Annotated in this window: 12 protein-coding genes; 9 read left to right on the forward strand and 3 right to left on the reverse strand. The window is 51.4% G+C overall.

The window, feature by feature from the left end; all coding sequences use genetic code 11:
- Window positions 1-173: 173 nt before the first annotated feature.
- The 3 genes from ACO0LG_RS28375 to ilvA all read right to left on the reverse strand — a co-directional run bounded on the left by ACO0LG_RS28375 (window position 174) and on the right by ilvA (window position 3326).
- A complete protein-coding gene (locus tag ACO0LG_RS28375; RefSeq protein WP_423031811.1) occupies window positions 174-767 on the reverse strand; it encodes a hypothetical protein in 594 nt (197 codons plus the stop codon).
- Between the two features lie 54 nt (window positions 768-821).
- Window positions 822-1667 carry an NADPH-dependent 7-cyano-7-deazaguanine reductase QueF gene (queF, locus tag ACO0LG_RS28380; protein WP_423031813.1) on the reverse strand — a complete coding sequence of 282 codons (846 nt, stop codon included), beginning with the start codon at window positions 1665-1667 and terminating at the stop codon, window positions 822-824.
- Window positions 1668-1736: 69 nt separating this feature from the next.
- Complete coding sequence (ilvA, locus tag ACO0LG_RS28385) at window positions 1737-3326, reverse strand: threonine ammonia-lyase, biosynthetic (protein WP_423031875.1); 1590 nt, start codon at window positions 3324-3326, stop codon at window positions 1737-1739.
- 92 nt (window positions 3327-3418) lie between these two features.
- Between ilvA and ACO0LG_RS28390 the strand changes: the two genes are divergently transcribed.
- From ACO0LG_RS28390 to ACO0LG_RS28430, 9 genes are all read left to right on the forward strand, one after another.
- Window positions 3419-3910 (forward strand): YqaA family protein, encoded by a 492-nt coding sequence (locus ACO0LG_RS28390; protein WP_423031815.1) that lies wholly within the window; start codon window positions 3419-3421, stop codon window positions 3908-3910.
- Between the two features lie 6 nt (window positions 3911-3916).
- Entirely contained in the window at window positions 3917-4477 is a 561-nt protein-coding gene (locus tag ACO0LG_RS28395) for a metallophosphoesterase (protein WP_423031817.1), read from the forward strand.
- The gene (locus tag ACO0LG_RS28400) at window positions 4446-4817 is read left to right on the forward strand and encodes a hypothetical protein (protein WP_423031819.1); all 372 of its coding nucleotides are present in this window, start codon (window positions 4446-4448) and stop codon (window positions 4815-4817) included. Before ACO0LG_RS28395 ends, ACO0LG_RS28400 begins: the two co-directional genes overlap by 32 nt.
- Before the next feature lie 213 nt (window positions 4818-5030).
- A complete protein-coding gene (locus ACO0LG_RS28405) occupies window positions 5031-6332 on the forward strand; it encodes an HAD family hydrolase (protein ID WP_423031821.1) in 1302 nt (433 codons plus the stop codon).
- Between the two features lie 158 nt (window positions 6333-6490).
- The gene (locus tag ACO0LG_RS28410) at window positions 6491-6877 is read left to right on the forward strand and encodes a type II toxin-antitoxin system RelE/ParE family toxin (RefSeq protein WP_423031823.1); all 387 of its coding nucleotides are present in this window, start codon (window positions 6491-6493) and stop codon (window positions 6875-6877) included.
- Window positions 6864-7175, forward strand: a complete 312-nt coding sequence (locus ACO0LG_RS28415; RefSeq protein ID WP_423031825.1) for a helix-turn-helix domain-containing protein — start codon at window positions 6864-6866, stop codon at window positions 7173-7175. The genes ACO0LG_RS28410 and ACO0LG_RS28415 overlap by 14 nt, the downstream gene beginning before the upstream one ends.
- A 291-nt stretch (window positions 7176-7466) precedes the next feature.
- Window positions 7467-11441, forward strand: coding sequence for a DUF3683 domain-containing protein (locus tag ACO0LG_RS28420; RefSeq protein ID WP_423031827.1), 3975 nt, complete (start codon window positions 7467-7469; stop codon window positions 11439-11441).
- Window positions 11441-11869: an HIT family protein gene (locus tag ACO0LG_RS28425; RefSeq protein WP_423031829.1), complete on the forward strand. Its 429-nt coding sequence runs from the start codon at window positions 11441-11443 to the stop codon at window positions 11867-11869. The genes ACO0LG_RS28420 and ACO0LG_RS28425 overlap by 1 nt, the downstream gene beginning before the upstream one ends.
- The gene (locus ACO0LG_RS28430) at window positions 11866-12285 is read left to right on the forward strand and encodes a gamma-butyrobetaine hydroxylase-like domain-containing protein (RefSeq protein WP_423031831.1); all 420 of its coding nucleotides are present in this window, start codon (window positions 11866-11868) and stop codon (window positions 12283-12285) included. The genes ACO0LG_RS28425 and ACO0LG_RS28430 overlap by 4 nt, the downstream gene beginning before the upstream one ends.
- Window positions 12286-12594 lie beyond the last annotated feature (309 nt).

Below are 12594 nucleotides of genomic sequence, written 5' to 3' on the forward strand. Positions count from 1 at the left end.
AATCTATAAAACAAATAAGTCTGGCTACTTTACATCAAGCAAGTTCTAAGGACAATGATGGTAATTAGCTAGCATACTAAAAACATATGACCCAGGGCAGATGAAAACTGCCCCGTTGTCATTGGCGGGAAAATACGCTCTGGACGCCTGGTGTTGAGTCGTCTGCTACGTTTTTATTTCAAGTCAAAGCGGACAAACATGAACAGGACATCACCATTACCCTTGTTCTTGGAAAAGCGCGGTACATAAGTCGCCATCAGCTTGGTGTTGCGCGTGCCTATCGACGCTACTGGCAAAATGACTGGAAAGGGTATGCCACCAAAGTAATCGGTGCGGCTAATTAACGAGCCAGTCAGGCCACCACCAACTTCGATCTTGTCACCCAAAGGCTTCATCCATTGATAGACATAGCCTGCCATAGGTTGTGGCTTAAAGTGTGAATCAGAAATCATCATGGCATAGACGGATTCTTCATTGTCTTCCTTGGTGCGTATGGCTTTGCTAAATCCCAGTCCCCAGGTGTTTTCATTTAGCTCTGCAATTCTTTCCCTGGTGTAAGTGCCACGCCCATGATGGGTATGGCCAGCTAGCATCAGCGACAAGTCACCTTCATCAAGGATTTTATTGGCTTTGGCTTTGGCGCTATCCCACCAGCCCATATCTTCCTGTACCGAGGCACTCGTGGTTTGCGCCTGGGATGCTGCGCACAGCATGAAACTGGAGATGCACAAGGCAGCACGAAGGGAGAAATTTTTGAATTTCAACATAATATTGCTTACAAATAGATACAAAAAATAGTAATGGAGGGAATGCCAAATTGCTTATTGACGCGCATTCCGGCGGTTGTCCGGGCCCTGGCCCGTACTGAAATTGCTGCGCCATGGGTTGATGTCCAGCCCGCCGCGACGGGTATACCGTGCATAGACTGACAACTTCTGCGGTTTGCAGTGGCGCATGATGTCGACAAAGATGCGTTCCACACATTGCTCGTGGAATTCATTGTGGTCGCGAAAGCCTATCAAATATTGCAACAGGCCTTCCTGGTTGATTTGTGGGCCTACATAATGGATTTGTACGCTGCCCCAGTCTGGCTGACCAGTGACCAGGCAATTGGACTTGAGCAAATGCGAAATCAGGGTTTCTTCTACAGGCGACTGGTCAAAGCTGGCTGTCAGCAGTGAGGGATTGGGTGTATAGCTGTCCACTTCAATATCAAGCCTGTCCAGCAACTGGCCTTGCAATTCATGCATGGCGAGCTTGCCAAACTGGTCTGGTGTGGTCAGTTTTACCTGCACTGCCGCGCCAAAGCCGGAGGACAAATCTGCCTGCAACAGGCTGACCAACGCATCCGTATCGGCCAGGCGAGTCTGGTTGAAAGAATTCAGATAAAGCTTGAAAGACTTGGATTCGATGATATTCGGTGAATCTGCCGGTACGGTAATCGAAGCAATCGCCACCTGCGGTTTGCCGCGCATGTTCAGCCAGGATATTTCATAGGCATTCCAGATATCCACACCAAAGAAAGGCAGGCTGCTGCCCAGGCCTATCTCTTCCCTTTTTCCGCTGCGGGAAATAGGGAACAGCAGGCTGGCATCATATTCGGACTTGTAGGTCGCTGGCTTGCCCAGTAAAGAATGCTCAGGCGTATTTGGTGCGGAATCTGTCATAGTGTCTTACTCTTTATTTACTCGTTACTACTCATTGTCGCTTGCTGACTCAGGCTAAATCAGACCACATTAGCCCAAAAATAATTGATAAACGGGATTCTTGCTTTCATCCCAGTAACGGTAACCCAGGGTCGCCAAAAATTCGCGGAAAGCCTTCATTTCTTTCTTTGGAACTTGTAAACCAACTAAAGTTCTGCCGTAATCTGCACCATGGTTACGATAATGGAACAAACTGATGTTCCAGTTTGGTGCCATGCTGTTCAAAAAGCGCATCAGTGCACCCGGGCGCTCAGGGAATTCAAAACGGTACAGCAATTCGTCCTTGGCCAGGCTGCTCTTGCCGCCGACCAAATGGCGAATATGTAATTTCGCCAGCTCGTCATGCGTCAAATCCAGGGTGGGAAATCCATGCTTTTCAAAATTCTTGGCAATTTTGCCAGATTCCAGCCTGTCGTGCGTTTGTATGCCCACAAAAATATGCGCAGCTTTTTCGTCGCTGATGCGGTAATTAAATTCTGTGACATTGCGCTCGCCCACCAGTTCACAAAAGCGGCGGAAGCTTCCGCGTTCTTCCGGTATGGTCACGGCGAAAACCGCTTCTCGCGCTTCACCTACTTCGGCACGCTCGGCAACAAAGCGCAAGCGGTCAAAATTCATGTTGGCACCGCAGGCGATGGTGACCAGGGTTTCATTCTTCAGTGGTTTCTTGTCAGCCTTGGCGCGTTCTACATAAGCCTTGCAACCAGCCACTGCCAGGGCCCCGGCAGGTTCCAGTATGCTGCGGGTATCCTGGAACACATCCTTGATGGCAGCGCACACTGCATCGGTATCCACCGTAATCACTTCATCGACATACAGCTTGGCAAGGCGGAAGGTTTCTTCACCTACCAGCTTGACGGCGGTACCATCAGAGAAAAGGCCCACATCAGTCAGGGTCACGCGTTTGCCAGCCTTGAGGCTGCGCGCCATGGCATCAGAGTCCGTCGTTTGCACGCCGATGATCTTGATATCAGGTCGCACTGCCTTGACATAAGCAGCCACGCCAGAGATCAGGCCGCCACCGCCTATGGCGACAAATATCGCATGAATAGGCTCGGCATGCTGGCGCAAAATCTCCATACCCACCGTACCCTGGCCGGCGATAACATCCGGGTCGTCAAATGGATGAACGAAAGTCAGCTTGCGTTTCTTTTCCAGTTCCAGCGCATGGCCGTAGGCATCTGTATATGAATCACCAAACAGGATGATTTCGACCAGGTCACCACCATGGGCGCGCACTGCATCGATTTTGACTGGCGGCGTGGTCGTTGGCATGACGATGACTGCCTTGCACCCTTTTTTGCTGGCACTTAGGGCCACGCCTTGGGCATGGTTGCCGGCAGAGGCGCAGATAACACCGCGCTTGAGTTGCGCTGGCGTGAGATGGGCAATCTTGTTATAAGCACCACGTAGCTTGAAGCTGAACACGCTTTGCATGTCTTCGCGTTTGAAATAAATTCGGTTATCCATGCGAGCCGACAGACTGGTGGCATATTCCAGCGGGGTTTCAAATGCGACGTCATAGACGCGTGCTGTCAGGATCTTCTTCAGATAATCGGTGCTCATGGATGTCTTATTGTTAGTTAAAAATGGCTTATTTGGGGCTGATCTAAAGCTAATTCAGGCCTAAATACTTACTTGTTGATTACTTGCTGATTAGAAATTGCAGCCGCCATTATAATGTATGCCTTTTACAGCCATATCAAACCACGATGATAGAAGCCGTAGTTCATTGGTTATTGAGTGTCCTGGCCGTACCTGAAGTCGGTTTGAGTTCGGTATTCCTCATCAGCTTTATCTCCGCCACGTTGTTGCCATTAGGCTCAGAACCTGCCGTATTTGCCGTCATCAAGGCCAACCCGGCGATTTTTTGGCAAGTGATCATCGTCGCCACCATAGGCAATACCCTCGGTGGGGTGGTGGATTACGGTATGGGTTATGCCGCCAAGCAGGCCTTTGACCGTGAGCGTGAAAGCTACTGGTACCGCTGGCTACAGCATTTTGGCCCCAAGACCATGCTGCTGGCCTGGTTACCTGGCATTGGTGACCCCATCTGTACCCTGGCGGGCTGGTTGCGTATGCCTTTCTGGCCCAGTGTGTTTTACATGGCGGTCGGCAAGTTCTTGCGTTACATCGTCATCACCTGGCTGTTGTTGAAAGTGCCAGAAGGTGTCTGGTCCAAGATCGCCAACTTCATCTTCTGATCAGACATGGGCAGAGGCAAATACTATGGCTGGTGGCGGCGTGCGGGCGAGGGGCTGGAAGCCGCCTTCTACCAAGAAACCTGGGCAGCACGCATTGCCCATGCATTGAAGCTGCAAGGTGGCTTGCATATAGACAGGCGTGATTTTTACCTGCCCGTGCCAGAGGGCTTTCATTGCAAACTGGCCTTCATTTCAGACTTGCATGCAGGCCCGCTGACGGATGTGCGTTTGCTGGAACAGGCATTTGCCGCTATTGCCGATTTTGCACCGGATGTCATCCTGTTTGGTGGCGACTTCGTCTCGCTGCATGCCAGACATATGCAGCATCTGATGAAGCCTCTGGCTTTGCTCAATCCTGCTACTCTCAAGTTTGCTGTCATGGGTAATCATGACTTGTGGCTGGATGATGTGCATATTGCAAATTGCCTCAAGGCGGCAGGTGTCGAGGTCCTGGTCAATCAAAACACACGCTTGCCCGCCCCCTTTGATGCAATTTCCATTTGCGGCCTGGATGAACCCGGTGTCGGCATGCCTGATGCTGACCAGACTTTTTGCCGGAGCAAGTGAGGTGCGTGTGTTGCTCATGCATTCGCCGCTGGGTCTCAAGCTTGTGGCTGGGCATGATTTCCAGCTTGCTTTTTGCGGCCATACCCATGGCGGGCAAATCGCCACGCCCGGCGGCAAGCCACTGGTCTTGCCGCCTGGTTCAGGTGAGCGCCGTTATGCCCGGGGTTTATTTACCTTGCCAGACGGGCGGCAATTGCTGACCAGCCAGGGCATAGGCATGAGTGATTTGCCGGTGCGTCTGTTTGCCCCTTCCGAAGTGCATTTATGCCATTTGTATTCTTCGCTGGATGTAGTAGAACAGAATGGCAGCCAAACCAAACCGGGTCAGCTGGTCTGGTAGTTAATGTATAGACAAATTTGCTTAAAAATTTTGTGCCTTTTGTCGGGATGTCACAATGTTTGACTATAATGCTTGCCGGAAAGTAGTCAGAAAAGCGGTATCCGCACGATGATACTGTGCAAGCACAATGCAAATTTCATACGCTCACTCTAGTTTTTTAATAAAGAAGCATGCCCGGCAAATGGCATGTCATGCGCTCAACAAGGAAATTAAATGCAAGATACTAAACAAACCAATCAACAGCCACGCCGCGGCTTTTTGCAAGGCTTGGTTGCAACTGCAGCTGGTGCCACTCTGGCAGCGCCTGCGCTGGCAAAACCGGCCGCAGCAGCACCGGCAGTATTCCTCGATGCCGCCAAATGGTCACCGCGCAATCGTGACCTGGTAGCGGCCTTGATCGCCAAACATGGCAATACCAGCAAAAGCTATTCTGCAAAGCGCAAGCCTTACGCCGTGTTTGACTGGGACAACACCAGTATCATGAATGACTGCGAAGAAGCCTTGCTGATGTACCAGATCAATCATCTGGCATTCAAGCTGAGCCCGCAAGAATTCTCTGCGACCATCCGTCAAAATGTACCAGTTGGCAATTTCACTGCTGACTACAAAAATGCCGCTGGCAAACAACTGGACCTGGAAAGCGTTTGTACTGACCTCGACAGTGACTACGCTTACCTGCACGCCAACTACAAAGGCATGGCCGGTAGCCGCAGCCTGGAAGAAATCATGGAGACAGCACAGTTCCAGGACTTCCGCGCCAAGCTCTACTTCCTGTACGAAGCGGTCAATGACACACATGGCGTGAACGTTGGTTATCCATGGGTCATCTACTTCTTCGCCAATATGACAGTTGCTGAAGTCAGCGCACTGGCAGAAGCATCGAATGACGCCAACCTGGGCATGGGCCTGACCAAGACCAAGTACACCAGCCCGGCATCCCTGCCAGGTGTGGCCGGCGTCATCTCGACTGCCCACTTCCACGGCATTCGCCTGTGTACAGAAGTAGCGACTTTGATGAACACTTTCCGTCAAAACGGCTTTGACGTGTATGTCAGCACGGCTTCACTGGAAGATGTGGTTGCCGTATTCGCGACCAATCCAAAATATGGCTACCACGTACAACGTGAAAATGTTCTGGGCTTGCGCCTGGAACAAAACGGCGATGTATACAAAAACGCCTACCGCAAAGACTGGCCTTTGAACTGGGGCCCAGGCAAGACTGTCGTCATCAAACGCGAACTGGTTGCCAAAAAAGGCTATGGCCCGGTATTTGTCGCTGGTGATAGTGATGGTGACTACGATATGCTGCGTGATTTCAAAGAAACAGAAATCGGCCTGGTCGTGAACCGCCTCAAAAAAGGCAAGATCGGTGAATTGTCCAAAGCCGCTGCTGACGCTGCCAAAGAAGCAAACCCACGCTTCCTGCTGCAAGGCCGTCAGGAATCCACAGGTAACTGGTTGCCAGTGGAAACAACACTGAAATACGGCAAGACTGCGCCTGCATTGCTGGGTTGATTTTTTCTGCATGAAGAATGGGCGGCTGAGGCTGCCCATTTTTTTATCTGAAAATTGCAATAAATGCAATATATTTCATGTGTTGAATGGCCTGATTTATTGCGATATATAGTACTAGGTGCTATATTTGTGTCTTCGTCAATACGATATCCTGTGATATGCAAATCTTCCTGACGAAATGGTTTGCCCGCTGGGCAATCAAAGAAGGTTTGCCTGAGCAGGCATTATGTGTCGCAGTAGCTGAAATGGAACAAGGTTTAATTGATGCTTATCTTGGAGGATATGTCGTCAAGAAACGGGTCGCCTTAAATGGGCGTGGTAAAAGTGGTGACGTACGGACAATCCTGGGCTTTAAGCTCAAAGAGAAGGCCTTTTTCCTGTACGGATTTGCCAAAAATCAACGCGACAACATTGACGACAAGGAACTACAAGCCTTAACAATGTTGGCATCTGAATTGATGAAATATGATCGCAAGGCGCTGGATAGAGCGATACAGGCGCAAGAGCTCATAGAGCTGAAAGAAGGAAAAAATGAGCAAACATGACAAATTACTCGATGTGTTGCAAGGTACAGCGCAAGGCTTGCATGCTGCAGGAGTTATGGATGCAACCACCATGCGCGAGTTTGATGCTCTCTGCCTGCCGCCGGTGCAAGAGTACACGGCTGAACAGATCAAACATCTGCGCTTGCGCGTCAAGGCTAGCCAAGCTGTCTTTGCTGCTTACCTCAACACCAGTCCTTCGACAGTGCAAAAGTGGGAGCAGGGGCAAAAACATCCGAACGGCCCGTCACTAAAGCTGCTGAATTTGGTGGATCGCAAGGGACTGGACGTGTTGGCTTAAATTCCATCCTTTCTATTTTGTCTCAAACGATCACTGTCTGGTCTGCAGGCAGGTGTAAAATACGACAAACGATGTAAATCAAATTTGCCCGCCTGATTTTTGTGCAGTGCTAATCGTGATGATTTTGCAATTTATCCACCTTTACGACATTTCTGTCGGTTTTTGCCAAATTCCATTCGGAAAATTGCCACAATCACCATTCATTACCGTATAAACTTCAAGGCTGTTGCCGCGTGGTGCATCGCAATAAGTTAGAATGGACTTTTAAAAATCCGTCCAACCACGTCACTGATGAACGCTCCAGCCCAGATACAGGCCTTGCTCGCAGATGCACCCCAAGGCGCCACACCGACCCGCGTGCGGGAAATTCCGTATAACTACACGTCGTTTTCTGACCGAGAAATCGTCATCCGCCTGCTAGGTGAAGATGCATGGCAATTGCTCGATCAATTGCGTGGCAAACGCCAGACCGGGCGATCTGCGCGCATGTTGTATGAAGTGCTGGGTGATATCTGGGTCGTGCAGCGCAATCCCTATTTGCAAGACGACATGCTGGATAATCCCAAGCGCCGTCAGGATTTGATTGATGCGTTGAACCACCGGCTGGCTGAGGTGGAGAAGCGCCGCCTGAGTACCGCCAATGACGATGATGCAGAGCGCAGCAATAGCGTGGAAACACTGGTGCAGGCTGCCCGCAAGGCGGTGGCAGCATTTTCCAAGGATTTCCGCGACACCTATGATTTGCGCAAGAAGGCCAGCAAGTTGCTGGCGCGTTTTACTGCAAAAGACAACATCAAGTTTGATGGCCTGAGCCGCGTCTCGCATGTGACTGACGCGACAGACTGGCGTGTCGAGTATCCCTTTGTCGTGCTGACGCCGGATACTGAAGATGAAATGGCTGGTCTGGTCAAAAGCTGTATAGAACTGGGCCTGACCATCATCCCGCGTGGCGGTGGCACGGGTTATACCGGCGGCGCGATACCGCTGACGCCTTTGTCGGCAGTCATCAATACTGAAAAACTGGAACAACTAGGCGCAGTCGAAATGACACGCCTACCCGGTGTTGATCGCGATTATGCGGTTATCTATTCCGGTGCTGGTGTCGTCACCAAACGCGTCTCGGATGCGGCTGAAAAAGCAGGCTTTGTATTTGCCGTAGACCCCACCTCGGCTGAAGCCTCATGCATAGGCGGCAATGTCGCCATGAATGCAGGGGGCAAGAAGGCAGTATTGTGGGGTACTGCACTCGACAACCTGGCTTCATGGCGCATGGTCGATCCAAATGGTGACTGGCTGGAAGTGACACGCCTTGAGCATAACCTCGGCAAAATCCATGATGTGGAAATCGCCAAGTTCAAGCTCGAATGGACACACCCGGGCGAGAAGCAGCCGTTCAAGACTGAACAACTCGATATCAAGGGCCGCGTATTCCGCAAAGAAGGCCTGGGTAAGGATGTGACCGACAAGTTCCTCGCGGGTTTACCAGGTGTGCAAAAAGAAGGTTGCGATGGTTTGATTACCTCGGCACGCTGGATCTTGCACAAGATGCCCAAGTTTGCCCGCACCGTCTGCCTAGAATTTTTTGGCCAGGCGCGTGATGCCATACCTAGTATCGTTGAAATCAAGGATTACCTCGATAACGAAACCCGCAAGGGCGGCGCTATTCTGGCTGGCCTCGAACATCTGGATGAGCGCTATCTGCGCGCCGTTGGCTATACGACCAAATCCAAGCGCGGTGTCTTGCCCAAGATGGCCTTGTTCGGCGACATCGTCGGCGATGATGAAAACGCCGTGGCCCAGGCCGCGTCTGAAGTCATACGCATTGCCAATACCCGCGTCGGTGAAGGCTTTGTGGCCGTCAGCCCTGAAGCGCGCAAGAAATTCTGGCTGGACCGCGCCAAGACCGCAGCGATTTCCAAACACACCAATGCCTTCAAGATCAATGAAGATGTGGTGATACCGCTGAACCGCATGGGTGAGTACACCGATGGTATAGAGCGCATCAACATAGAATTATCGATACAAAACAAGCTGGCCTTGCTCGATGCCTTGAAAGCTTTCTTCGCCAAGCGCAATCTGCCGCTGGGCAAGAGTGAAGATGCCGCCGGCGATGATATCCCTGCATCTGAATTGCTGGAAGACCGTGTCAATGAAGCGAATGTCTTGTTGCAGGCAGCAGAAGCACGCTGGACATATCTGCTCAATAATCTCGACAAACCACTGAGCGAAGCCAAGGCAGAATTGCTGGAACTGGGCCTGGACAAGCTGGAATTTGTCTTCGAAGAAAGATTAAAAACACAGCCTGATGTGACGGTGTTTTCCATCGTTCAGGACAGGACAGTGCGGGTATCCTGGAAGACAGAAATCCGTGCACAATTGCGCCAGATTTTCAGCGGCTCGGCCTTCAAGCTGATACTCGATGAATGCGTGGCGGTGCACAAAAAGGTCTTGCGCAGTCGCGTCTTCGTCGCCTTGCACATGCATGCCGGTGATGGCAATGTGCATACCAACTTGCCTGTCAATTCTGACGATTATGAAATGCTGCAAGTGGCGCACCATGCCGTTGCCCGCATCATGGTGCTGGCGCGTTCGCTGAATGGCGTCATCTCTGGCGAGCATGGCATAGGCATCACCAAGCTGGAGTTTTTGACTGAAGATGAGATCAAGGATTTCCGTTCGTATAAATTGCGCATCGATCCAGAAGGCCGCTTCAACAAGGGCAAGCTGCTGAACCTGCCAGACTTTGCTGCCGACCTGCGCAATGCCTACACGCCATCCTTTGGCCTGATGGGGCATGAGTCGCTGATCATGCAGCAAAGTGATATCGGAGCAATTGCGAACAGCGTCAAGGACTGCCTGCGCTGCGGCAAGTGCAAACCTGTCTGTGCGACCCATGTGCCAAGCGCCAATTTGCTGTATTCGCCACGTAACAAGATTCTGGCGACCTCGTTGCTGGTCGAAGCCTTTTTGTATGAAGAGCAGACCCGCCGTGGCATCTCCATCAAGCACTGGGAAGAGTTTGAAGATGTGGCCGACCACTGTACGGTTTGCCATAAATGCGTGACGCCCTGTCCGGTCGATATCGACTTTGGTGATGTGTCGATGAATATGCGCAACCTCTTGCGCAAGATGGACAAAAAGTCGTTCAACCCCGGCACCGCATCAGCCATGTTCTTCTTGAACGCCAAAGATCCGGCCACCATCAAGGCGGCGCGCCAGGTGATTTTCGGCTGGGGTGTGGCGGCACAGCGCCTCGGTAATACGGTATTGAAAAAGCTCGCCAAGAAGCAGACCAAGGCACCACCGGCGAGCCTGGGCAAGCCTGCCATGCGCGAGCAGGTGATTCATTTCATCAACAAGAAAATGCCGGGCAATTTGCCCAAGAAGACCGCGCGTGCCCTGCTGGATATTGAAGATGACAAGATGGTCCCCATCATCCGTAATCCGCAAACCACGACAGCAGATACTGAGGCCGTGTTTTACTTCCCCGGCTGCGGTTCAGAAAGGCTCTTCTCTCAAGTTGGTCTGGCAACCCAGGCAATGTTGTGGAATGTCGGCGTGCAAACCGTGCTGCCTCCGGGTTACCTGTGTTGCGGTTACCCGCAACGCAGTGCCGGCCAGTTCGACAAAGCCGAGAAGATGATCACTGATAACCGCGTGCTATTCCATCGCATGGCCAATACCCTGAACTATCTGGATATCAAAACCGTCGTCGTTTCTTGCGGCACCTGTTATGACCAGATACAGGGCTATGAATTCGACAAGATATTCCCTGGCTGTCGCATCATCGACATCCATGAATTTTTGCTGGAAAAAGATGTCAAGCTGGCCGCGGTGAATGGCACACGTTATATGTACCATGACCCTTGCCATACACCGATGAAATTGCAAGACCCATTAAAAACGGTGAATGCATTGATCACGACGGTCGATGATGTAAAAATCGAAAAGAATGACCGCTGTTGTGGCGAGGCAGGTACGCTGGCCGTATCACGGCCTGATATCTCTACCCAGATACGCTTCCGCAAGGAAGAAGAAATGAACAAGGGCGCAGACAAACTGCGCGCTGATGGCTTTACTGGCGACGTTAAAATCCTGACATCCTGCCCGGCCTGCTTGCAAGGCTTGACACGCTATGATGAAGACTCTGGCACGACAGCCGACTACATCGTCGTCGAAATGGCCAAGCATATCCTGGGGCCAAACTGGATGCCAGAGTATGTCGCCAAAGCCAATAACGGTGGTATAGAAAGGGTGCTGGTGTAATGGCCATTGCTTGTGAATTATGTGATGCCCGTGCTGGCGATATTATCGTCAGCACAGATCAGTTACGCATCCTCCTCGTTGATGACGCCAACTACCCTGGCTTTTGCCGCGTCATCTGGAATGCGCATGTCAAAGAAATGACTGACCTGCCAGAGGCAGACAGGACGGTGTTCATGCAATCTGTCTGGAAGCTGGAAGCGGCGATACGCACAGTCATGCAACCGCACAAGATGAATGTTGCCAGCCTCGGTAATATGGTGCCGCATCTGCACTGGCATCTGATCCCGCGGTATACCGATGATGCGCATTTCCCTAACCCGATCTGGGCGGCTGCGCGTAGTGATGCGGCTGAGCAGCCTGCACTGGACGCACGTCGCAACTTGTTGCCGCAATTAAGGCAAACCATTATTTCGAATTTCGCATCATGAGCATAGGTAATCCACAACCCACTTCCCTGAATGCCCGCACCCAATCGCGGGTACTTGAAGTCGCCTTTGATGATGGCAAGGCGTTTTCTTTGCCATTTGAATTACTGCGCGTGTCTTCGCCTTCTGCCGAAGTGCGTGGTCACGGGCCGGGGCAGGAGACGCTGCAAACCGGCAAGCGCGATGTCGGTATTGTGGGCATAGAGCCAGTCGGTAATTATGCGATCAAGCCTATCTTTTCTGACCAGCATAGTTCCGGGATTTTTACCTGGGATTATCTGTATTGGCTGGGTGAAAACCAGGCCCAGGTCTGGCAGGAATATCTGGAGAAATTGCAGGCGGCGGGGTTTGCCGGGGAGACGGGGCGGGATGCACCCATGCAGGTGAAGGGTGGGGGGAGTTGTGGGACTAAGCATTGAGTGTGCATCTATCTTAGATCTCAATTCTCAGATTTCACGTCTAAGGTATAGACCAGCACCGCGATCTTTTGATATGCCGTACACACATTAACGTCATTCCAGCGTGCTTTTAGCTGGAATCCAGCGGCGTTTGTAGCATGTTGTGTAGTTTACTAATATCAGAACCGTGACATTTTGTGAGCTGATTTTATGATGATTGCATTCGTTAATATACGATTGCACGCCGGGGAAAATTCGTAGGTTGGGCTACGCTTCACCAGTCCAACACTCAGCCTCCGATCAACGTATTCCTAAAAAACGAAACGATAT

It is taken from the genome of Undibacterium sp. Ji42W (assembly GCF_049340405.1).
Classification (GTDB): Bacteria; Pseudomonadota; Gammaproteobacteria; order Burkholderiales; family Burkholderiaceae_D; genus Undibacterium.